The organism is Stieleria maiorica (assembly GCF_008035925.1).
Taxonomy (GTDB): Bacteria; Planctomycetota; Planctomycetia; order Pirellulales; family Pirellulaceae; genus Stieleria; species Stieleria maiorica.
Map to the genome: position 1 here is coordinate 3,938,553 of NZ_CP036264.1, position 24,313 is coordinate 3,962,865.

Sequence of the window (24,313 nt, forward strand, 5' to 3'; positions counted from 1 at the left end):
GGCAAAACAATGGGGGCAAAACAATCCCAGCCCTCGATACCCGTTCCCCCCAACATCCTCCTCTCTCCCATCATTCTGCCTCCCATCGTCTTGCCCCCATTGTTTTGCCCATCGTCTTGCCGAGTTTCCGAATCAAGCCGACACTGGTGTGACGTGACTTCCGCGCCCTGACGCGACCGAGATCGGAGGAAAGACATGGACTTTTGGGATCAGCTGTTTGACAACGAATACAAACGGCGAGCCGACATCGAGAAGTTGAAGCGAACGGTGCACGCCCGCCGAATGGCTCGTCGGCATACCGCCGACCAAATCGACAGCCAGGAAAAGCGGATCGAAAAACTCGAAGACCAAGTCGGCGAATTGGCTCTGTTGTGCCGATCTCTGTTGACCATCTTGCGTGAGAACGGCGGCGTGGATCCGCAGCGGCTTCAGGAGATCATGACAGAGATGGACGCCGAAGATGGTGTCGTCGATGGCAAGATCACGGATCCGTCCCCACCTGACGAACCGCCGGACGTGCCGGAGATTCGTGCGTGGTAGGCGGCGGGATTCTACCGCATCATTTCCTGCCGCGAGGTCGTGGATCGAATCAACATTGACGGACCCCATTTCGCTGCCAAAGCGGGTGACCGGATTCGAACCGGCGACAAACAGCTTGGGAAGCTGTCACTCTACCAACTGAGTTACACCCGCACTCGCAAGGCACATTTTAAGCACCGCGGTCGCGGCCGTCAAAGCCGGACCGGCGGTTGTCGCCGCACTGGCTCACCAACGCTGCTGGAAAATCAGATACAAACTTTCGGCGTCGGAAGCTTGATTGGGACCCGCTGTGGACTCAAGAAAGCTTCCGCCGAACAACTTGTTGTAGCTGACCAGAAGATCGGAATACCTGGTGAGGTGGAAATTGATGACCAAGTCAATTTCATCACCCACGTTGTTGCCTGCCGAACCCGTCGGGTCGTGTCGATACGGGACACCGCCGGCGTTGTACAGGGCGTCGCGTTCTTCGGCCAAATAAAAGTGATGGTACTGGAGCCAGACCGTCGTCCATTTCGTGGGATAAAGGTACAAGTGTGCGTTGAGATCATGAATGTTTTGACGGCCGACAAGATCCATCCAGCCCAGGTAGTAGTGCCCGAACGGAAACTGTTGGTTGAACGTATTGGATGTCCCCGATGTCGGGTCATCGTCACCGCTGGCGTAGTCGTAGTACAGCCAGAACGAGGGCGACCAAAACGCCTTGGCCCAGTGTTTCCCCATCCCGATCGTTCCCATGGCGGCGAACTGGTCACGATCGCTTTGTTGGCCGGTCTGCAACGCTGCTTCCGCATCCCACAAAAAGCCATCTCGGCTGCCGGCCCACCGCGTTCCAAACGTGTGGGTTTGGAACGGGGCTCTGCGGATGCCCAACGGCATCGCCGCGTTTTCATTGTCGTAGAACAGATAATACAGGTCGCGTGACTCACCTTTCTGTGGCCGGTGAGTCAGCCATAAGCCGGCAAATGTCTGGTTGTCATCGGCCGAGTCAAACTCGCTGGCCTGCGGCGGGACGTAGTGGGTCCAAAACGCGTCGAAGTCAAACGTTTCGCCTTGGCGGAACAAACGAAATCCGTCGAAGGAGTGACGCTTGTTCGCCCATGGAAGAGGCGTGACCAGTCGCTGTGAACCGAACAACAATTCTTGGCGACCGCCGCGCAAGTAGACGGGTTTTCCAGCCAGATCAGCCAGGCGAACGTCAACGAACAGGTCCAAAATGTCTCCGCGGTCAACGTCGGGCGGAACGGGGGCCAGTTCTTCCCCAAAACTGTCCGCCCAGACGTACTCGCCATACACACGAAGGCTGTCGCCGTACCAGAGATCCAGGTGTTGGCGGACGTGGCTTAGCAAATAGTCGTTTTCGTTTCCTGTCAGTCGGCTGTTGGTCTCGTTGGAGTAGCGGAGCCAAAACTCACCCCCGGTGCTTAGCAACAACCGATCGGTGAGGTGGATGCGTTTCATCCGCTCGACAATGGAACGCTGGTGATCAGGAACTTTCTCGACATACCTCCAATCGGCATCAAAGAATGGCCAAGCATTGATGGCGAACGGCGCGTATCCCGATGGCGGATTGGCGGGGCGGCATTGGCCGGTCAGCGCATCAATTGCCGAGTAGTTTCCGCAACCACTTGGCGGAATCGAAAAGATCCCCGGCCGAGGCATCGGATGAATGGTTTCGGGGAACTTGGACCAATCCAGGCAGGTTGTCGCGGCATTGCATCGGCACCGACACGACGTCTGGGCATCCGGGGTCGGTATCCGATCGGTGGACGACAAGACGGTCGAGGACTGCTCCGTCGCGTCGACAACGACCGTCTCGTGAAGGATGGGAATGACACTGCCATCATCGGCCGCCGTGTTGGAAATGGCGGCAAGTGCCACCATGAGGGCCAATCCCTGCCCTCTGGCTCGAGCGAAATGCATCGGTACGCCTCTCTGCGCAAAACTTGTTTTTGGACAACGTTTTGCTCAACCCTTGGCACTGCATTTCGTCACAGTCGACCGGCCAAAAAGACCTCAACTCGTTGGCGGAGGCCCGAGTTCCCTCGGCGGGGCGGAATCGTCGGCATTTTTGTCACGGTTTAACACTCGCTCGGCATCACCGGGCCGGCCGGAGCGACCTCGCGTCCATCGCATCTCGATGGCCAACGCAACAGGCCCGACCAGAAACAGGGCGTAATACGGGGCGTGAATGAATTCGGCCAATCGCAGGATCATTTCCACGGCCGCGACAAGAAACGCGACCAAACACTGCCCCCATTTGGACCGGACCGTCGTTTTCGGATCGGTGATCATAAAGAAAACGAACAACTGATACATCGGTCCGGTCAGCGGTGACACGTTTGCCAAGAACGGGCTGCCGGTCAGCCAGCTGCGTGCCCCGGCAAACGCGATGAATGAAATCACATACGTCAGACAAATGTGAAACCGTTTCAATCGGCTGATGATCATCGCCCCAAGGCACCAAACCACCAGCATCGGCCACAAGCTGTTTCCCCATTGGATGCTCAGGCTGGCCACCGCCGCCGGATAAAGAAACAGCATCGCGCTGACACCAAAATTGGACGGGTTCCATAGGTGTCGGTCGTGAATCCGCAGGACGTATTTCGACATGATCGAGAGTCCCGCGCACATGGCGTAGGGCCAAATGAACGGCGATCGAATCAGAATACCGACGCTGATCCCGGAGATGTAGGCACTCGCCAAGTGGGGAAACCTGCCGACCACCAACTTGCCCAACACAAGCTCAAACGCGATCGCAATCCCGATGGCGATCAAGGTTCTCGACCAGCTTTCAAGGATGCCGAAGCTGAGTTGCCCCACCAGCAAGATACTGGTGATCAACAACGGTGCCAGGAACCGATTTTCCAGTGTCAGCCAGCGACGCCATGTTCCGCCCGGTGTTGCCTTGGCCTGGTCGGCGATGGAGTCGGCGCTGCCGGCATCCGAGGCTGAGGCAACGCTGGGTGTCGTTTGGAATGTTTGAGAATCGTTCATCGTACCTCTCGAATCTTGTGGACCTGATCAATCGCAGGCGCACTGATCTCTTGTTCCTTTCCACTCGGCCATCGGATGACGACGCGGTCAATGTTGGACGCCTCCCCGAGGCCGAAATGCAGACGGCTTTGGTTTTGCGAGGAATAGCCACTCGCAGCAACTTTTTCCTGCAATTGCTGCTGACCGTTCCAAAACACGCGCACCCGAGCACCGATCGCACTGCGATTGCTGTCGGTTCCTTCCAGGTCGAACGCAATCCAATGTCGTGACGGATCGACGGTGTTTTGATACACCAGTGCCGGGCCACGCTGGTTTGCAACTACGACATCGAGAACGCCGCGATTTCGGAAATCAGCCAGCGCGATCGCGCGGCCATCGTACCGGTCGGTCACGCCCACCCACTGCGCGACGTCTCGGAAGCTGCCGGCACCGTCGTTGACCCACAGACGCGTCGATTGATAGCCGGCCAGGCTGCGCCTGCGCATGTCTGGCCAATTGGACGCGTCGGAGATGATTTGTTCATGCCCACCGGTGATTTGAGAAAAGTCGTACCAGTAGCTCGTCCCTTGGTCGCCCGAAACGTAACCGTTGGTCACACAAAGGTCGGTGAACCCGTCGTTGTTTAGGTCGCCGAACTGGGCTCCAAAACTCCAGCCCCCGAGTTCCACTCCCATCACCGAAGCCATGTTCTGGAAGCGAATGGATTCGTCGTCCGATGGGAACCACAAGTTATTGCCTTGAAGCAGCACACCTTCTTCTGAAATATTCGATTCATAGATCGAAAGTCGGCCTTGGTTCAAAACGTCGCCGACCGACGCGTTCATCCCGCTCTTGGGCGCGAACCCGACTCCCGAGTCCTTACCGATCTCTCGAAAACGTTTTCCGCCTTCATTTCGAAAGAGTTCGGAAACGCCGTAGTCGTTGGCCAGGAAAAGATCAACAAAGGAGTCGTCGTCGAAGTCGGCCGCCACCACCGCCAGCGTCCAGCGGGTGCTGTCGACGCCGATTTCGTCCGTGACGTCCACGAATTGGCCGCCGCCGACATTACGTAGCATCCAGTTGTGCCCCCCATTGTCGGCGTACTCAAAGCTCTCGGGCATGATTCGCGTGTCAACCAATTGATTCAGACGTACATCGTCCGGCCAGTAGCCGGCCAGGAACAGGTCGACCCGTCCGTCGCGGTCGTAGTCCAGCCAGGTCGCCGTGCCGATGTTGGCCCAAGCGGGCAGCCCGGACGAATCGCCGACTTTTTCAAACCGTTTCCCCTGGTGGTTTTTCAGCAATTCTTGACGTCCCCAGCGATAGACCAACACGTCGTCAAATCCGTCATTGTCAAAGTCGGCCCAGGCCGACCCCATGCATGCGCCCACGCCGTCTGAATTTAGATCTGCCAAACCGAGCTGTTCCGCAATCTCTTCAAACGTGCCGTCGCCCAGGTTGCGGTAAAAGTGATTCTTTGCTCCAGGGGCACTGGAGGTGAGAAAGAAGTCTTGCCAGCCATCTTGATCCACATCGACGATCGAGACGCTTGCCCCCATTGCGGAGACCTGAGGTTCGATGTGGCTGAGTCGCTCGTCGACTTGCGGAGGTTGATGCACGAAATCGACCCCGACCTCTTTGCTGACTTCTTGGAGAGAGAATCCATAGCGTTGCAGCCGAGTGCTGGTCGAAATCAATTCTCGGCCTTCGGTTTCCGCGCTATCGGACGACCAACGAAAATATGCGGCCGGACCAAACAGCAAACCGGCAAAGCAAATTGCGATTAATGAGCGAATCATGGGCGGTTACTTTTCAACGGAGGGGAATGACGAGCGATCGTGTCGGATCAGTTTTTGTTGAAACGCTTGGGGCGTGATGTATCGGGTATGAAACACCTGCCAGTCAGCTTGATGTTGCAGATAGACCGGATCATCCGCCAGCGGCGGTAGGGGCTGATTGTTGCCCGGGGCATCGTACGGGCTCGATCCGTGAATCGACGAGTGACTCGGCAGGGGACGCACGGTCCGGGAAAAGGTTGTGTTGAAATCTCCATCCTTGACCCAGCCGTCGCCGACCAACACAAACGTGCGTTTTTTATCTGCCCCATCGGTCCCGATTCCTGGCAGATTAGCCGGACTGTGCTGCGTTGACGTAGCTACGCTCGTCAGAGCGTGGAAAGCGCCGGGAATCCACCTTCTGGCGAAGGTTGCTACGTTGGCACGGAGATTCACGAGGCTTTTTGCAGAAAGTAGCCCTGTCCAGTTAGGCTTAGCCGAAAATCGTAGCCTCAGCTCATCACCCGCATTCATGATGACGTAGCGGTCATCAACAGCCTGAAGCAGCACGCCCACGTCGCCGTATCGTGTGTAATAGCCTTCCAGATCCATCCACTGCGGTGTGCGTGAGGTGACTTCATAGATCGGAGTGTCCGGACGACGTCGATCGATCGGTTGCAGTTTCGAGAAGCCACGACCGTGCAATTGCGAACTTGTCATGGCGAGTTGCGTTTGCGTGAACGCTTGATCGGCCAGCCGAAACGACCAACGCAAGGAGTCCCAGTAAACCTCCATATTTGTTCGTAAACGATAGCGGGTCTCCGATGACAATTCCTGACTGTCAAGCACGATGATCATGTCCTTGTGTTTTCCGGCCGGAAAACCGAGATCATCGCGAAGCGCTTTCCAGTTTCCGTCGGCCATCAACTGTTCCAAAACCAAACCGTGCGGTCTGATCGAATCATTTTGCGAAATGGCGACGTTCAGTGAACTGTCGGTCGGATATATCCAACCGTGTCCGATTAACAGGATTTCGCCGTCGGCGATTGCGTCACGGGGAAAACTGAATTCGATCCAATGTTCCTGCGTCAGACCTTGATAGGGGCCGAGTGGAAAGTGGTCGGCGTACTCCCCGTCATTCTCACTAAGCACTTCATCGACAGCAGCCCCATTGGAGTCGGTCAAGTTCAACAACTGCTGTGTCGCCGATCCGACCAAAATCTCTCCCCGTGGGGCCTTTTGAGGGACGAAGCTCTCATCGACAAAAATTTCCGTGTCGCGTCGATGGTCGATGGCCAGCAACGACACATGATCAAAGAAGTGTGTCTCCCACAACTCCGCGGTGATGCGAATCTCGTACTCGCCGTCGCGCTGGGCGAGGGCGTCGCTCGGGATTTTGATGCGGTCTTCGGTCTGGGTGATTCCGGCGGTGTCTTGCGCATTGATTCTCAGTCCCAATGGTGAACGCCAGAGAAAGTCTTTGATGAAGCGATACTGGGTGCCATCGAAAGTGAATACCCAGGGGCACGATCCTTTCAACCGCTGCACCGCGAGCGAGGACGTGTTTTCGGCCAGTTCAAATTCCGCTTGGCTGGTGCCATTGGGCCAAACAATTCGGGCGACATCAATTTGAGAATGATTGCCCAGCCCGAAGTGAATTCGGGGCGAATCAATCGTCCGCGATTGGACCGTGTTTCCGGCACGAATTTCGATCCTTCCGCCGATGCCGAACGGATTGATTCGTTTGTCTCCGTCGGCCCGAGTCGCTTTCGGTCCAATTGTGTGCCATCGATAACCCGCGCGACTTTCGTTTTTCCACAGCTGCATACCATCGTTAGTTTTTCCAACGATATCCAGTAACCCATCGCAATCCATGTCGATGACCGAGGTGACTTGGGTTTCCAAGACACTGGGCAGCGGCAACCAGAGCTCACCGCGATCTTTTAGCCAGACCTGGGTTTGACCGGCGACGCTTGCGACGACATCGATTGCGCCGTTGTTGTCCAGGTCAGCGGTTGTGAGGAATCCTGGGACAAGCGATTCGGTCGCCTCCCGGCCGATGTCGAAGTCGGACCTCAGGATCCGTGCGACGGACCATTGTTGCCCGCCAAACTCAGCGGAAAACAGCTCTCCCTGCCCGGTGAAACACAGCACCTCGTATCGCCCGTTGCCGTCAAGATCGGCCACCGCGATCGCAACGCACTCGCCGATCGCGTCAATCGTTTGAAGATCAAAATGACCTCCCCGGGCATTCGTCCAGACCGATAGGTCACCGTGACGATCAAGACTGACCAGATCGACGTCGCCGTCGAGATCAAAATCGATTTCGTTGACCGCGATCACCCCTGGCACGGTCGGGATCTGGGGAAACGGTAGGAACTGATTGTCGCCGTTGTTGAGCACACACTGAAGATCGCCGACGCCGTCACTGAGCAGTAAATCTAAATCCCCATCGGCCTCGAAATCGGTGCACCACACCCTCGCCCAAGGACGGTCAAAAAGCTCCAAGTCGCTTTCCAGTGCGGTGTACTCTCCCGACGGTTGTGACAGAAAAATTTGACAGCCCCGCAGACCGGCAAAGATCAGATCGTTTTGGAAGTCATAATTCAGATCGGCCCAGGCGAGATTCGGCCCGGCATTGTCGGCGGGGTATCCTGGAAAGGGCAGCGCGGCCGACTCCTGGATGTGAAGCGTATCGCCGGCGAGCGACAAAAGGGTTGAGCATCGCTCAACCGGCTGCTTCACAGCCCATGTGAAATCGTGCCGCGCCGCTTTTCCAAGACTGTCTGTTGGCGTGAAACGCAGGGCTTTGTCCGCCGGCGAGAATTCCGACGACGGCATCGACAATGCAAGTAGCGAACGGACCGGAGTTCCCACGGCAGTGACCGACAGGACGCCCAACTCGTCCAAGCTGTCCCGGTAGAGCGGCAAGGGTTTGACCACGTTCTCGAAAAAGGTCAACGCAACCGCGGCTTGACGATAGTCGCGATCCTTTGCCGCTTTCGACGCTTGATCCAGTTGCGACCGCTGCAGTGCAGTCCAGTCTTGCCCCAAAGTTTCAAAGGATCCGATCACTTGATCCAAGCGTTCTTGATCCGAGAGCGTGGCCGCCAAACGGGCATATTCACATCGGACACGCAGGTTGCCGGGAGTCCGAGCGAGGATGTTCGCAAGCAATCCCAGACGCTCCTGATCCGCAGCGTCGGTGTTGGGTTGATCCAGTAAGGTGCTCAGCTCGAACGCAACTTGGATGTTCTCCGGCCACTCGGAGTGCACCGTGCGCAGAGTTTTAATCGCTTCGGGAATCTGTCCCGCTGATTTGAGGAGCTGCGCTTTCAGAATCAACAATTCGCGTGATCGTGGCAATTGGGATAGAGCATTATTTAGTGCCTGTTCGGCGGCTGCGAGATCGTTCAGGCGAAGCTTTGCAACCGCAAGATTGGCCCACAACGCGGGTTCGCCGGGTTGTTCTTTCACCAGTTGGTCAAGCACGCTCGCGGCGCGTTCATTCTCCTCCACATCCAGTGCCGCAAGACTGACATAGAATCCGGTCACTGTTTGCACATCGGCGACGGCCGACCGATCGGTCTGTTCGGGGGTCGGAACTGGCTGTTTGAGAATCAATAACGCTGCCACCGCGATTGCCAACGCCACCAGGCAGCCAATCCAGATGTGTTTCTGTCGTGGATCAATGTCTGTCATCGTGTTGCTTCCATCAGTGCGTGTTCTTGATGACGCTCGTGGTCCGGCCCCTCGTCGGATTCGACCATTCCATCGGATTGTTGCTGCTGCGACTCACGGTAGTGGCGAATCCGTTTGGCCATCGCATAGGACCAGGCACCTCCGATCAGCACGAACGGAAACAGATAGATCGCCAAATCCCAAGCACCGTAGCCCGGCGGAGTGGATTCCACCTTCACCATGATTTCTTCGGTTTCGCCACCCGTGCTGCTGACTCGGATCCCGATATTCCAGAAATCGCGTTGATCAAAATACGGCTCGGCAAAGAATTGCATGCTGTGACGCAACGGTTGCTGTTCAGCTGCGTACGATGCTCGGTCCAGGCGTCCGCTGGTCGGTTCAGTCCACAACGAAACTTTGGGCGCCTCGGAGGGGCGATTGCCGTCGCGGGTTTCGACAACGATAAAGAACCGTGCCTCGCCGATATCGGGATCGGCCCAAACCGAGACCGTGTGATTTGCGACCGAATGGTCGATCAAGATCGGGAACGGCGGTCCTTCGTGTGCCCACGCCGAACCAACCATGCAAGCAGAGGGCATGCTCCAGAGTATCGTGGCGAGTAGGGCGAATCGTAGGTTGTGGTTGATCATTTCAGCCTCCCAAAAAGGTGCCTCGCATGTCCATGGGTTGATTCATGATCCAGACCGCCGAAAAGAACAATGCAAGATGCAAGACACCCCACGGGGCCGTGACCCAACGCGATGACGGTTCAGCCGCATCGATCGGCGTGCGACGTCCGATCGCCGACGCCACGATCAACGACCCGAGCAAGCCCAACGAAAGGAATCCGATTTCGATCGCGTAGACGACCGATTCGGGAAGCCCACCGAGTTGCCATTGGGGCTGTCCCAGCCAATCGGCTCCCGTCGCTCGCCGCACTGCATTTTGTGTCACGGGGATCACTGTCAGTACGCCCGTCAGAAAATGAAATGCATAGTGCGCCAGCCATACGCCGAATCCGATCGGCAGCAACGAGGGTGCGTAACGTTTGACAATCGTCGGTAGCGATTCGACCGTGTTCGTGATTCGACGCGTGACCGCCGCCGCACCGAGCAGCAAGATTGCGGGCTCGATAATCAAAAACAACACAAAGATTGCCCCCAGAATCGGCCACTCCACCGTCAGGCCGGTTGCCTTTGCGATGGATGCTTCCAACGCATAAACCGGGCTGATCATCGCAAACGCATTCAGCAGGGCGCCAAAGGTGAACACGATCGCCAACGCCGAAAAATCTCCGCGGCGCTCCAGGACTCCCAGCCCCGATCGAGGACCCGAGACGCACAACTCTTCACCAGGGATCCGGGCGAAAATGCCCACGTTGTCTTCCGGACAGGCGTAAACACAATCCAGGCAGAACGTACAGTCCAGGTTGCCAGTCTTTCGCGGCTGAAACAATGCCAATTCACAGCCGCGCTGAACGACCGGCAGCGAGCGGGACAGCGTGTTCGGTTCAGCTGTCTTTGAATCGATGCTCGACGATGCGTCACCGCGCCGACCTCGGATGCAGTCCTTGGTTTCGCATCGATCGCAAACGCTCCGATCGCGGACTGAAACTTCGAACGGCGAAAGCGTTGAACTCAGGAAATTAAATTGCCCGATGGGACAAACAAACTTGCAAAACGACGCGCGTTGAAACAATGCATCGATGACGATCGCGCTGATCATGTACGACACGATCAAGACGCCGGTCCACCAGGGATTTGAAAACAGGTCGCACCACTCGTATAAAAACAACACGAAAACGAACAGCGCGATCGCCGGCCACTTGTTGCTCAATGCTTTCGGCCAGCGGAAACGCGGGGTTTGAAGTTTGCGGGCTAATTCGCGAGGCAACATAAAGGGACAGGCGAGGCAAAAGAAATTGCCGGCGAACAGAATCACCAAGACCACAAGTCCACGAAAGTGCACCCACGTCAGCAAGGCGGCGAGGTTTTTGGGGGCCAATTGCGGTCCCCAAAACGCGTGGGCAATCATGAGCAAACTGATCAACAAGACGGGAATCTGCAGCACCAATCGCGCGCGATTCCAGCGCAGAAAACGGCCCAGCAACGGTAGCGAAAGCAGATCGAACGCCTGGTTGCGGCGACCCGAATCCACATTTGCCACCGGCAAGGCCGGAGCCGACGAGCTTGATGATCGAGGATCACTCATCCGTGCGTTCACTCGACACTCACTCCTGGGACGTCAACGGTTTGCTCGACCAATGTTCCGTCGTCGCTCGTTGCGGTGAGAAGCAAGAACCAATCGCCGCCCATCGTGAAGTCGATCGTTCCCGCATACACTCCGGGTTGATCGGTTTCCTCGATCGTTGCGAAGGACGGTTTCATACCGGCATGGTTCATGTTCCCTTCGACCGTCAATTCCGCATTTTCGAGCGGGTTATCCTCCGCGTCGAACAGCTTGACCGTTAGGTTGCACTTTCCCATCGACGGCTGTTTTGGGTCCAGTTCGACGACGGCTCGACCCGGCGTCACAGCGGAATCCGTGCCCGCACCGTCGCATCCGACGATCCCGGCCCCCACCGGCAAAAGCAAGACCGACAGCATCATCACCACCACGCCTGGGCGGCGGAGGAGACCAATGTTGCCTGGAATGCGATCGTAGTTCATCTGCATCAAATTGTTCCTAAACGTGTTGTGAGACATCATTGACCGTGTCGTCGCCGTGGATCGGTCTTGCACTCCATAGCAACGCAAAACAGCCCACGGAGATGAGCCCGCATAGCGAGAGTACGACGCGCGATCCGATCGATTGAGCGGCGGGTTGTCCGCCTGCCCAAATCCAACCGGCGATCGAAACCCCGACCAGGGCAATGAGAAAAAATGAAATCACGGATCTGACAAGATTCATCGTTGGTTCCCTAAGTGAACGTGAAAGATGACGGAGGATCAGGCCTTCGGTGCACGAGGTTGCCATGCACATGAACAGCCTTGATGGCCGGATTCACCCGGTAACGGAAACATGTGATAGAACATCGCGATCACCATCGGGACGAACACCACCGTGTTGTAAAACAGGTGCAGTTCCACCCGTGGGATCACCAGCTGCACGATGCTGACCGGAACCGGGGATCCGAACAGGTTGTGTTGGAAAATCGCCTGCCCTTGCAACAACGCATGCTCGATGTGGTGCCAAAATTGGATCCAGAACGCGATCATCCACCACGTGTACGATTGGCCGCCAAATCCTTTGCGGAGGATCCAGAAGGCGATCAGCATGATCAGTGCATAGGCGTAATGCAGAAGCTCTGACTTGACCATCCACGGGTACCACAAGCCGAGAACGCCGCGTGATTCCGCGATCGGCCAATCGAGCACATAGATCTGAATGGCCTGTGCCAGATGTTCACACCAATGGGCAAGTACGATCGCCGTGTAAAGCCAGAGGGATTGTTTGTGATACGGCCCATTGATTTTGTCCATCCAGCTCATCTGGCTGGTGGACGACGGCAGGGTGCAGGTTGAAGCAGACATCGACGGCCTCCTTTAATAATCTCAATTCATTGACGGAGAGGGAACGGAAAACGGAACCAGGCGCGGAGACGCGGTGACGCCGTGCGCGCAGTGAACGACCCGATTGATCGCGCGAGGCAATTCAATCAAGGGGAATCAACGGTCGACCGTCTGCTGCCCCCGACCGAACCTTCCGCCACAACGGCCGAGGGTACGACGGCATGCACAGCCCATGATGGCGAGATCGTTGGGCACGACGCGTTATGCGCGTCGACAAGATCTCCCGATCGTTTCAGGGTCGACTGGGATCGGCGTGGAAGACGCTGACACGTACTTCGCGCGGCTTGGACAGATGTCCCATGCAGCGCAAAACAACGGCCGGAGTTGCATCAAACGCAATGCAAGGAGACTGATGATCGGTCAGACGCTGCGACACCGCGCACGATACGACGTGTGTTGGTGTAAAGCGACGCGCAGCACGAGTGCCAACCGCTCAGCTCCTGCGATGGATTGATCCACGCAATCAGACGTTCTGGGGCGGTCGCTCGATGCGACCGGGATGGCCTGGATGACCACCGGCGTCTTGATCGAAAGAGAAATCCGTTGCCTCGTCACGAATTAGAGATTCGTCAGACTGCTGGCGACACGCAGAAACCTTGAACGTTTCATAGGAGGTCGTCGCAGCGGACGGGTGAGGCACCGACGGATTGGGAATGCTCCGGCAATTCGGGCCGTTGCAGGGCGTTGTCGGGACCGGTGACGGTGAGTCCACCTGGTTCGGCGGATCCATGTCGGACGAATGTTCCGTTCCGGACGGATGAGCCAGCCAGTCGCCGCAACTTCCGTAGGCGGTAGACCCCGTCCAGCTGAAGATGGCAAGAAACAACAACACAGCCGCCACAACGCAGCTGCGGTGGTCGCGAGATTGCCCCTGTCGTTGGCTGATGGACGGAATCATTGCGAAGTTAAGTTATGCGGGGGGGAAGGCCATGTCAACAGAATTTGCAAAAGATGAAATAGTTTTGCCGTCGGACTGCTCCCGTTCATCCCCATGTGACTCAGTTCCTGAACTCGATGCCACCGCTTCGCCTGATGCCCTGACATCCGCTGACCGCTGCGGTCATGGCCAGGCGATAAAATCACCACACACCGATAAATCTCAGGCTCTCCGCAGCAAATTGAGGCAACTCATCAGCCGATCGCTCGACTCGTTGATTCAGGGGCCTACAGATGAGTTAGATGCGTGTTACGCATTCTGATTCTCTCCAACCGCCCATCCGCCATTGGAATCGACGCGATGTTCCGCCGCGATCGCAACCGCACGTCTGTCCGGAGCGCCATCGGCGTGTTGGTCCTGGTTTGCTTGGGCAACAGTTTCGACTCCCGTGCCGCGGACCACCAAGTTCTCCCGGGCGCATTGGCCGATCGGATCGCTTCTGTCACGTCGGATCCCAGCGGCGCCCCGATCGTCGTCGTCTTTTATGCCCGCCCCAATTGTCGAATCTCTGCCCTGCAGACGCCCCGCGTAAAGCAATTGGCCCAACAGTGGCGAAGCCGCGGCGTCTCGGTCGTGGCCGTGATCCCTCCACGGCCGGACGGCAAAGCGGTCGAATCGTTCCGCGTTGGGCACGAATGGACGGACGCCATCGAACACGACGTCGAATTCCAGTTCGCCGAACGTTTTGATTGCCATGTTGTGCCCGAGGTGCTCGTTTTTGATCGTCAAGGTCGACTCAGGTACCGCGGGGCCGTCAACGATCGATACCAATTGGGAGTCCAACAGCCTGAGGCGAAGCACCGCTACTTGGTCGATGCGGTCGAATCCCTGATCGAGGGGCAAACGATTGCGATTGAACAAACCGAACCCATCGGTTGTCGCCTCCGACGTCCCCGCAGCGGCGAAGCGAATCGGTTGACCTACTTTCGTGATGTTGCACCCATCATTGGTCGGCACTGTCAATCGTGCCATCAACCAGGGATGTCCGGTCCCTTCGCACTAACGAGCTACGAAGAAGTGGTCGATTGGTCCGAAATGATCTGCGAAGTCGTTGACCAGGGACTGATGCCGCCGTGGCACGCGAATCCGAAGTATGGAGATTTTTCAAATGCGAATGTGCTCTCCAGTCAACAAAAGAAGATACTGAAGGATTGGGTCGCGGGAGGCTGTGTCCGAGGAACGCAGGTCAGCCAATCGACGTCGCGACAGCCCCTTGTCCGAATGGAATCTGATCGATGGGAATCTGATCGATGGGAATCTGATCGATGGGAAATCGGCGAGCCCGATGCGGTGTTTACTTCCGCTGAGTTCGCCGTGCCCGCCGAAGGCATCGTCGAGTATCAGTACGAGGTCTTTGATCCTGGGTTTAAGGATGAGAAATGGATCGCCGCCGTCGAGATCAAAGCATCCAACCCGGCAGTGCTTCATCACGGCGCCGTCAACCTGGTTTCGCCATCGGGTAACAGCAGCATTCGGTTATCGGGCCAGGCGGTCGGAACGCCGCCGAGTGTTTACCCGCTCGATACGGCCAAACGACTTCCTCCCGGATGGAAACTTGAGCTGATCCGCCACTACCAGGCGATCGGATCCGAACAAACCGACCGCACCAGCATCGGGTTGAAATTCATCGATCGGAGGGACGTCAAGAAGGAAGTCGAAACGATCGCGATGCTCGATTTCACGTTGATGATTCCGGCCGGTGTGGAACAGCACCGCGTCGAGATGAGCACGAGGGTTCGTGAAGACCTGCTGTTGATCTCGATGTACCCGCACATGCACTACCGCGGACGCGACTTTCGTTACGTCGCGACCTACCCCGATGGCAGGCAACAGATTTTGCTGGACGTGCCCCGCTGGGACTTCAATTGGCAGCACCGCTACCAACTCCGTGAACCGGTTCGGCTTCCCGCCGGTACAACGCTGACGGCAATCGCGCACTACGACAATTCGTCCAACAACCCCTTCAATCCCGATCCAAATGCGGATGTCTACTACGGTCCCGACTCCACGGACGAAATGTTCAACGCGTTTGCCGACATCGTGTCGGCCGATCAAGACATGACGTCCCTCAAGTCGCGATCATTAGCTTGGCTGGGAAACAATGGGGTGGTGATGGCGGCCTCGATCCTGGGCCTGCTTTCCTTCGCGTTCATCGGGCGGCGAATTGCCTAGCGGAACAGTCGCCGTCCTCTCCGAGGTCGGCGCGGGGCAAAGCTGCGCTTATTTGCGTGCCGAGTTCGGAGAACACGGCGACGAATCCATTCGGATCGCAGCGAAAGTCTCGTCGCCCCCTAAATCAATCGGAACCGCTGCTCCACAATTGCACGATGTCTGCCGCCGTTTCGCTGTGGCGGAGCATCGACAGACGCCCCTGATCAAAACCAAGCACCGCTGGGATCGCTCGGTTGCAGTGACGCGACCACATGCTCAATGTGTACGCACCACAATCTCGGATCGCAATCCAATCATTTTCCTTCACGCTTGGAATCGAGATTTGATTGGCCACGATGTCGCCGGAGAAGCACAACGGGCCCGCGATCGTAACCGGTTCCTCGTGTCCGCTGGATGATCTCCCCTGCCGGTCAAACACAAAGAATTCATGTTTCCAATCTTCCCCGCGGTAGACGGGACGCAATAAGAAGTCCGCACCGAAGTGAATCACGGCCAGCTTGTGGGAATTCGGTAACTGGCGTACTGTTTCGACACGGCTGAACGCCAACCCGCAGTTCGCTTGAATCGAACGGCCGAATTCCGTCATCAACGTCGTGTCACCCTGGAAAAGTCCCGGTGCCGACTGACGCAATTGATCGACATACTCTGCCGGAGTCGGCGGGTTGTCTCTGGCAAGATAGGCTGCCGGCAATCCACCGCCGATGTTGAAGATCGAAATCGGCCGGCCCACTTCTGATTCGATGTCACGCCGCAAACGATCCACCTTGGAAACCGCTTCGCACAGCAACGTGAGACCGCAACCTTGCGATCCGACATGCGTGTGAATGCCAATCAGCCACGGGTGCGTCGCGTACGCCTGGATGATCTGATCCCGCTGCTCCGAAATGGACAGGCCAAATTTGGATCCGACGCTGCCGACGCTGGTGTGTGCGATGCTGCCCGACCCGACCTCGGGATTGATTCTCAACCCGATCGCAGAATTCGAACCGGTCATTCGGATCGCCTCGTCGACCCGAGACAATTCGATGAAATTGTCGACGTTGATGATCACGCCACATCGCAATCCACGTTCGATCTCCCGAACCGTTTTGGCGGGAGAATCAAACACGATGCGATCGTGTGGACACCCGGCAGCGATCGCCAACTCGACTTCTTCGATGCTTGCCGCCTCAAGCCCAAAACCCTCGCCAACCGCAACCTTCAAGACTTCGACAAGCGGATTCGCCTTGATCGCCAGGGAGTGTCGGGTGCTGGGAGGAAACGCGTGTTTAAATTCGCCCAGACGTTGTTTCATCCGCTCCAGATCGTGGACCAGAAACGACGACGCATGGTCGGGCAACAGGTTGGATTCGAGCACCGTGCGGAGAATCCACTCGGCGCGGGCTTGATCGATTCTTTCTGAAACCGAATCGGCTGTGATTGCATCGAGCGACATCGTTATCCCCGCACCTGGTCCTGCGTCGGGTGAAGTTTTCGTGATTCTGTGGCAAGACAGTCGGCAACGCGACTGATTCGATCATCCAACCGATCGAGACGTGCCTCCAGATCGTTGCCCCATTGGCTGTCATGAGCGATCTGGGTGACCAGCGGAGCGCCTAACGCGATTCTCAGCACATGGTGGCCCGGCGCAAGGGTCACCGGCTGTCCAAGATGGATCGGCATCGAGTTCTGGGCGTCGTTGACACTGCGGTGCAGCCGACTCAACGCCTGCTTGTCCAATCGATTCGTGCCATCATTGACGAAAAATGAAAACACGGTCGGGTAGGGTTCGCTGTCCCCGTCCGCCCAGTCGGAGTCGCGATGGTCGAAGGGATCGCAAAGTTCGATCTCCGGTCGACTGGAATGGTGCCGAACCGTCGAATCGGCAAACCGCGCCACGATTTCATTCAGCGGTCGTGTCCCGATCGAAGCAAACGAAGTGATCTCCGCCGCCGCCGCTTTCCATCGCAACAGTGCCGGAAGATTGATCCACGGATCCAAGGAGTTGCGGATTGCGGTCCAGGACGCCGGCATTTCGGCGCGGCTAAAATAGCTGCCCAACGCCGACGGGATTCCTCGCGACCGTCGTTCGATCTGCATCGACTTGGGGACCAACAGGGCGGCAGAAAACGGTGGCCCGCCAAAAAACTTTGATCCCGTCACGTTGATCATGAATCCACGCTCGAGCAACGCCCGATAGCCGACCGTCGCAAATCCGCGTCCAAGACGCGCTTGTGCCGCATCAATCAAGACGACCACGTCGCGATGGAGATGCGATCGAATGAGATCCAAGACACGCAAACGTGGCGCGAACACACCGGTTTTTGAATGCGCGACGGCGTGCAGCAAGACTTGATGTCCATCGGCAACCGCGGCGGTCACCCGTTGGTGGATTTCCGCGTCGATCTCGGTGGCGGTGCGGATTTTGCCATCCGAATGGCGGATCTGGACCGTTTCCGGTCGGATCCTCCTCGATAATCCCGCGTCGACCGGACTGCCCGGCACGACGCGATCGCCGTGGGGAACGCGGTCGTCGTAGTGTTGTCCCGAAGCCGCACGCAACGTGCCACTGCCCACTTCGCCGGGACCCACAACGATGTTCACGATGCTTCGGCTGGGGTCACGATCGGCAAGTGTCACGGCCAACAATTCCGCATCGGTTCCCGATGGAGTCAACGCGATGTCGGCATCGTCGGGCAATTGCAAGTGCGTGCGGAGACACGATCGAACCTCGCCGAGCGTCTGATCGACCATGGACGATCGGGCATTCGAAGATTGAAGTTGGGCGAGCAATTGCTCCGCGGCCGCGACGCCACGAGGCGACGGGCTGGAACAACTGCACGAACCCAAGGCAAATTGCCGTCGCGGTGAAACACTGCATCCGTAACGATTCAGCCCGTCGGACCCCGGGACCAGGCGACTGTCGCACCCGGCCGTGATCAAGTCGGCGTAACTTTGGTTGAGATCACGTTGCCACATGGAACTAATGAACCGAGGTGTTGGCTCCACTTTGCAGACCGCCGGGTGAACCCGGAACGACGATGGGAGCCGGTTTGGTCTCGGATTCCACCTCTGCAGCCTTCGGTTCCGCAACCTCTTGCAGCTGCGCAGTCTCCTGTAGCTCCGCAACATCGTGCAGCTCCACCGTCTCTTGTTCGTCCGCGGCCGGCGAGGCGTCGGCGCTCGGTTTCGCGGATGCCAGCGATACGATACTTTGCTTGAATTCTTGCCGGCCTCGCTTTCGCCGGTCTGCCTGACCTTCCTTCTCTCGCTCTGCGATCCGGTCGATGATCGCCAGGTAACGCTCGTTCAGCAGACCGCTGTCGAAACACAGCTGTTCCATGATCGGGTTTCCGCCGTCGCCCTCCAGTTCGACCAGCACCGGGCCGCGGTCGGTCATCGCGACGTCCCAGCCTTGGAAGTGGCAGGACGGCAAGTGTTTCGCGGCACTCAACACCACGTCACGCATCTGATCCCAGTGCGGAAACGTCATCTCGGAAAACTTGACGTTGGTGATGGGATGCGTTTCGATCGGTTCGGTGGCGCCGCCGGTTCTGATCAATGTGCGACCGATCTTGCCGGTCTCCACGTCGACCCCAGCCAACATGTTGCCCGCACGCCAAAAATTGTCCGCATCGTTCGCGGAGGCGGGGATTTTCCAGGAAGCCCGAAACAAGTCACATCCGTTTTCGTCCGACATCACGAACATCCGAACCGAACTGACACAGGGCCCGATCAGGTTTTCGATCGAATCGTGCGGCAGCATCAGAGTTTGGAACAGATAGGCGCGGCCGAGGTTTTCCACCAGGTCGGCAATTTTCTCAACCGGAATCCGATGGCCGTCGCCGACAATGACTGCGTCTTCGGCTTTGTCGTACCCGGTGATCTTGGCGGTCCCCACGCTGCAAGCGCAGTCAAAGGGCTTGCCGAAAATCGGATAGTTGGCTTCGCTTCGCAAGAACCGACAAACGTCGTCTCGGCCACGCAGTGCGGCGGCACCCGGGTAGGTACGCGTGGAGTGAACGATCGCCTGCGTTTCAGGTGTCGGCAATCCCAGCCCTTGCAACAGAGCCGACATGATTTGCTTGTCTCGAGCGATCTCGGTCCAGGGCGAATCGAACATCATGTTGCTCTGGCCCAGAAACGTCTGCTTGGCTTCAGGGGTGTAACGAGCGTCATCGTACAGCTCGTACATGAAGTACTCGTCGGGCTTTAGTCTTCCCCGTCCACGCCGCAGACGGAAGATCTCCATCATCATGCTCGACAGGCTTTTTCCTGACGCCTGAGCTTTACGAATGCCACGCAAAAAATCGAATGTCGGATTGGACCGTTCGAGGTCGAGTTCAAATTGATCGGTAGACACGGAACGCTTCGGGGTGGGAGGAGTGATCGGCGGAAGGGAGGGAGGTGCGAGCTCGTTGTGCCTTGAGCATAGGCGGAGGTCGCCGTCGTTTGGATCGATCGGCAATCGCTCCAAGACCGATGCAAAAGTTTTCCAAACAGCTGATTTCTGGCGGTTGCGTGGGTCGTCGGATGCAGGTTCTGGAGGACTTCCCCCAAATCCGGAACTCTCCCGCAGGACGCATTCGAAACACGTCAGCCAACACCGTCACCGGTCGACGCGCTCGCGCAGAGCGTCACCTCGGTGGCCCACTCAGAATCGGTGTCGAGCCGTCAAAGAGGCCTGACCCGAATGGCACGGGCCTAGTGAGCCGACGGCGCTAGCCGCGGGCCTTGATACCTTTAACACGGCGGTTTGGCCCGAGGCGAGCGCCTACGGCTCAACGTATTGGCTTAAGCCCGCGCCCTTCAGATGCGACCTGTTTTGATTCAGACCGTTAACGAGGTCGCGGCTTGGTCTGCGCTGCTGACGCTTCGACGACTTCAGCACGACCGCCGGCAGATTCGGGCGTCTCCAGAAATGACTTCACTCGATCGAGCAGCGACGCGAACATGTTGGGATCGAAACCCGCATAGAAGCTGATGATCGAAACCAGCGGCGCTAAACGCATGTAGGCCGCTTGCGTCGGAGAGACCAACGACTCGGTCGCCAAGACAAGGATGCCGGCTAGGACGAGGGCGTAAATCCCAAATCCTCGCATGATCGCCGAGACGTAGTAGGTCGAAATGCTCAGCAACGGTGGGTGACCGCCGTCGATGGCTGCACGGGGCTGGTCGGACATCAGCGTAAATCGGGTGCGCCGGCCCAATGCACCGAGAAACGAGGCCACACACGCCAGTAACCCGACGTTGGTGACCGTCCAAAATGCACAGACGACAAACCAACTGGCGAGAACCGGCGTCAAGGCCGTCGGGGTCTGTAGGGTTTCGCGAAAGGGCTGCGTGCCGACAAGAATCCCGCCCGTAAAAAGGCAAAACCAACAGGTCAGCCCGAGCAACCCTAAGATCAACTCACCGATCGCGATTCGAATGGCTGGCCGGTGATCAACATCCGCTGCCCCCGACGCCCCGTCAAACGTCTGCTGGTAGGTGTCCATTTCACTCGTGTCGATGTCGTCGACGTCGGTTTTGACTTGACCGTTTATGGCACTGGTTTTCGTAGCCATGGACTCACCCCTTAGATTTGAACACACTCAGAAAGCAGCTTCTCCCTTTTGCCGCAGCCAATCCCCTCTTTAGGATGGAGTATAAACAGTTCCGGCTGAACGTTGCGCATGAATCTTGGCGGCCCCATTGGAATTTCGGCAGCAAAGTTAAATCATGCCTATTAGGCACCTGGACAAAAGTATCGATCTGAATCCGCCAGACTCTCCACCCACAGGGCTCCCGATGGCCCACGAGCGTACAAGCCATGATGCAACGTCAACCACTGAGCGCCTTCGAGATGTTCAAGATCGGCGTCGGACCCTCCAGTTCGCACACGATGGGGCCGTGGCGCGCTGCGGCACAGTTCGTCGATGACCTGGGGCAGCAGAGGGGGACGGTTGAGCGGATCATCGTCGACCTCTACGGCTCATTGGCGAAGACCGGTAAAGGCCATGGCACGGATGTTGCCGTGCAATTGGGGTTGAGCGGTAATGACCCGACGACGATCAAGGTGGATCGCATCGATGACTATCTCCGTCGGATCGCATCGACTCACACGATTCGCATCGGTGCCGATGAAATCGAATTCGACCCAGCAACCGACATTCGTTTTCACTTTGACGAACAACTTCCCGAACACCCCAACGGCATGCGTTTCACGGCCGAGTTGACCAGCGGCGAACGGAAGCAGTCCGTTTTCTACTCCATCGGTGGTGGTTTCATTATCAAGCAGGGCGACGAAACGTCGGCCAACCACTCGGTCGAGCTCCCGTTTCCGATCGATTCGGCGAGTGATCTGATTGCGCATTGTGATCGTCAATCGCTTCGCATCAGCGAGGTGGTGATGCAGAACGAGCGGATGTGGCGAAACGACGCTCAGATCCGAGACGGCGTTGTCGCGATTCACGCGACGATGCTCGATTGCATTCACCGCGGATGTTTGACCGAGGGTGTCCTTCCGGGCGGCATCCACGTTCGTCGTCGGGCCTCAATGACCGCCCGCCGCTTATTGGGAATGGAATGCCCGACGGATCGGCAATCGTGGATCGCCGCGATTCGCCGACAACAGCGAGACTTTCAACGCGTCCTGGATTGGGTCAGTTGCTTTGCACTGGCGGTGAACGAGGAAAATGCGGCGTTCGGACGCGTCGTGACGGCGCCGACCAATGGGGCGGCCGGCGTCATTCCGGCGGTCTTGTTGTATTTCGAATGCTTCTGTGACGCCGAAGAGGATGCGTTCATCAACTTTCTGCTCACCGCAGCGGAGATCGGGTGCATCTTCAAAAAGGGGGCCACGATTTCGGCGGCTATGGGGGGCTGCCAAGCGGAGATCGGAGTCTCCTCGGCGATGGCCGCCGCCGCGCTCACCGAAGGCCTGGGCGGTTCTCCGCGTCAGGCAACGATGGCCGCCGAGATCGCCATGGAACATCACCTCGGGATGACCTGCGATCCGATCGGAGGGCTGGTTCAGATTCCCTGCATCGAGCGAAATGCCTTCGGCGCGATCAAGGCCATCACCGCGTCACAGATCGCGCTCGGTCGCGACCCCGACGACGCCCGCGTCTCCCTGGACGCCGTCGTCCGTACCATGTGGGAAACCGCACAGGACATGAACTCCAAGTACAAAGAAACCTCCGAAGGCGGCTTGGCCGGCCAAATTTCAGTCAATCTTAGCGAGTGCTGAACCGAATCGTGGCCTGTGTGCGTCGCGCTGGCGGGGCAAAACGCTGGGGGCAAAACGCTGGGGGCAAAACGATGGGAGGCAAAACGATGGGAGGCAAAACGATGGGAGGCAAAACGATGGGGGCAAAACGATGGGGGCAAGACGCTGGGGGCAAGACGATGGGGGCAAAACGATGGGAGGCAGAATGATGGGGGCAAGACGATGGGAGGCAGAATGATGGGGGCAAGACGATGGGAGGCAGAATGATGGGAGGCAGAATGATGGGAGGCAGAATGATGGGAGGCAGACTGATGGGGGCAGACTGATGGGGGTTGAGCGTGGATCGGCGGGCATTGCTTGCGTCAACTCCCGGCGAGCGTCTGGAGCTATTCGTATCGAGGCATCTTTTTGGGGAAACGTTACAGAATTGACGTAACAAAAACGTCCGAGCTACGAGGACGGGGAATGTGTCTTTTCGCGATCACCTCTTCCGTCCCGTTTGGTGTTTTCATGGGTATCCTCAAGTCGGCTCCGTCGGTCCCCGTCATCTTTCCTCCGCCCGGTCACGTCGGATCTTACTCGGTCAAGGACGGTGACGACTGGTTCAATGTGGCGTCCCGCGAGGCCGGACGGTCCGATCCCTGGGACTTGATCGAGTTTAATTTTGCCACGCGCGATCCTCGCGAGGTCAATTGGTATCTGGAGAGCTATCTCAATTGCACCGAATCGACCGATGGAAAGAACTACAGCTTTTCCACCGGGGCCGGCGAGATCTATTTGCCGCCGGCCGATTGGGATCCTTCGATCGAGCGCTCGCTGCGACTGATCGTGCTCGGCGCCCTGTCAAACCGGGCGACCAAAGCGATCAATTTTCAGCGTGGAAGTCATCGGGTCTCCACTCGCGAGTTGATGGTGGTGGGCAACGCGATCATTGATGGCAAGATCCGCGTTCTGCAGTCGAGTTCGATCCGCAGTGGTCGGGCGGTTTACGATTCCGATCGCAACGTGATTGAACTCGGCCGCAGTGCAGGTCGCACGAACAAGAGCAAGGCACTGATTGTCCATGAGTGCGTACACGCGTTGTTCGACTTGCGTCAAGACACGATGACCGTCGGCGTTTCCGAAGGGTTGGCCTACGTCGCCCAATCGATCTTTATGGTCCAGCACACCGACGATCCCGAGGATCGGTTGCACGTGGACATTCCCAGCGGCGGTCCCGGCGGAGCCACACCGCAAGAGATTCGCAACGCGATTCGGCGCGACGCGGTGTTCCAGCAGGCCTGGAAAATTGCCCTGATGATCGTCGACCGGAAATCGGTTCCCGCAAGTGATTGGAACCTGCTCGATACCGCCATCAGTTTGCATCCATCCTACAGCAGCAGCGCCGCCCACAACGCGATCTTCGATGGCGTCTGAGGGGGATCGCACGAGTTCACTTGCTCACGGGGAACCGGGATAACGAGAGGAGGGTCAA

Annotated in this window: 16 protein-coding genes and 1 tRNA gene; 4 read left to right on the forward strand and 13 right to left on the reverse strand. The window is 57.6% G+C overall.

Annotated features, from left to right (window positions below; genetic code table 11):
* The first annotated feature begins 195 nt into the window (after positions 1-195).
* A complete protein-coding gene (locus tag Mal15_RS13530) occupies positions 196-540 on the forward strand; it encodes a hypothetical protein (RefSeq protein WP_147868258.1) in 345 nt (114 codons plus the stop codon).
* An 80-nt stretch (positions 541-620) separates the two neighbouring features.
* On the opposite strand, the gene Mal15_RS13535 is transcribed toward Mal15_RS13530, so the two are convergent.
* The 9 genes from Mal15_RS13535 to Mal15_RS13575 form a co-directional block, all read right to left on the reverse strand.
* Positions 621-693, reverse strand: a tRNA-Gly gene (locus Mal15_RS13535).
* A 72-nt stretch (positions 694-765) separates the two neighbouring features.
* Entirely contained in the window at positions 766-2,421 is a 1,656-nt protein-coding gene (locus Mal15_RS13540) for an alginate export family protein (protein ID WP_167546797.1), read from the reverse strand.
* 132 nt (positions 2,422-2,553) lie between these two features.
* Positions 2,554-3,534, reverse strand: coding sequence for an RnfABCDGE type electron transport complex subunit D (locus Mal15_RS13545; protein ID WP_147868260.1), 981 nt, complete (start codon positions 3,532-3,534; stop codon positions 2,554-2,556).
* Entirely contained in the window at positions 3,531-5,312 is a 1,782-nt protein-coding gene (locus Mal15_RS13550) for a CRTAC1 family protein (protein WP_147868261.1), read from the reverse strand. Before Mal15_RS13550 ends, Mal15_RS13545 begins: the two co-directional genes overlap by 4 nt.
* A 6-nt stretch (positions 5,313-5,318) precedes the next feature.
* A complete protein-coding gene (locus Mal15_RS13555) occupies positions 5,319-8,990 on the reverse strand; it encodes a CRTAC1 family protein (protein WP_147868262.1) in 3,672 nt (1,223 codons plus the stop codon).
* Positions 8,987-9,619 (reverse strand): hypothetical protein, encoded by a 633-nt coding sequence (locus Mal15_RS13560; protein ID WP_147868263.1) that lies wholly within the window; start codon positions 9,617-9,619, stop codon positions 8,987-8,989. The genes Mal15_RS13555 and Mal15_RS13560 overlap by 4 nt, the downstream gene beginning before the upstream one ends.
* Before the next feature lies 1 nt (position 9,620).
* Positions 9,621-11,180: a 4Fe-4S binding protein gene (locus Mal15_RS13565; RefSeq protein ID WP_199773863.1), complete on the reverse strand. Its 1,560-nt coding sequence runs from the start codon at positions 11,178-11,180 to the stop codon at positions 9,621-9,623.
* 8 nt (positions 11,181-11,188) lie between these two features.
* The gene (locus Mal15_RS13570) at positions 11,189-11,644 is read right to left on the reverse strand and encodes a FixH family protein (protein ID WP_167546798.1); all 456 of its coding nucleotides are present in this window, start codon (positions 11,642-11,644) and stop codon (positions 11,189-11,191) included.
* Between the two features lie 273 nt (positions 11,645-11,917).
* Positions 11,918-12,502, reverse strand: coding sequence for a hypothetical protein (locus Mal15_RS13575; protein WP_147868265.1), 585 nt, complete (start codon positions 12,500-12,502; stop codon positions 11,918-11,920).
* Between the two features lie 1,222 nt (positions 12,503-13,724).
* On the opposite strand from Mal15_RS13575, the gene Mal15_RS13580 reads away from it, so the two are divergent.
* Positions 13,725-15,650, forward strand: a complete 1,926-nt coding sequence (locus tag Mal15_RS13580) for a redoxin domain-containing protein (RefSeq protein WP_147868266.1) — start codon at positions 13,725-13,727, stop codon at positions 15,648-15,650.
* A 124-nt stretch (positions 15,651-15,774) separates the two neighbouring features.
* Here Mal15_RS13580 and Mal15_RS13585 read toward each other — a convergent pair whose 3' ends face one another.
* From Mal15_RS13585 to Mal15_RS13600, 4 genes are all read right to left on the reverse strand, one after another.
* Positions 15,775-17,085, reverse strand: coding sequence for a type III PLP-dependent enzyme domain-containing protein (locus Mal15_RS13585; protein WP_147868267.1), 1,311 nt, complete (start codon positions 17,083-17,085; stop codon positions 15,775-15,777).
* A 2-nt stretch (positions 17,086-17,087) separates the two neighbouring features.
* A complete protein-coding gene (locus Mal15_RS13590; RefSeq protein ID WP_147868268.1) occupies positions 17,088-18,608 on the reverse strand; it encodes a PLP-dependent aminotransferase family protein in 1,521 nt (506 codons plus the stop codon).
* A gap of 4 nt (positions 18,609-18,612) precedes the next feature.
* The gene (locus Mal15_RS13595; RefSeq protein ID WP_147868269.1) at positions 18,613-19,992 is read right to left on the reverse strand and encodes a sugar-transfer associated ATP-grasp domain-containing protein; all 1,380 of its coding nucleotides are present in this window, start codon (positions 19,990-19,992) and stop codon (positions 18,613-18,615) included.
* A gap of 475 nt (positions 19,993-20,467) precedes the next feature.
* The gene (locus tag Mal15_RS13600; RefSeq protein WP_147868270.1) at positions 20,468-21,196 is read right to left on the reverse strand and encodes a hypothetical protein; all 729 of its coding nucleotides are present in this window, start codon (positions 21,194-21,196) and stop codon (positions 20,468-20,470) included.
* A 245-nt stretch (positions 21,197-21,441) separates the two neighbouring features.
* Between Mal15_RS13600 and Mal15_RS13605 the strand changes: the two genes are divergently transcribed.
* Together Mal15_RS13605 and Mal15_RS13610 are read left to right on the forward strand one after the other, a co-directional pair.
* Complete coding sequence (locus Mal15_RS13605; protein WP_199773864.1) at positions 21,442-22,860, forward strand: L-serine ammonia-lyase; 1,419 nt, start codon at positions 21,442-21,444, stop codon at positions 22,858-22,860.
* Positions 22,861-23,349: 489 nt separating this feature from the next.
* A complete protein-coding gene (locus tag Mal15_RS13610; protein ID WP_147868271.1) occupies positions 23,350-24,255 on the forward strand; it encodes a hypothetical protein in 906 nt (301 codons plus the stop codon).
* The last annotated feature ends 58 nt before the right edge of the window (positions 24,256-24,313 follow it).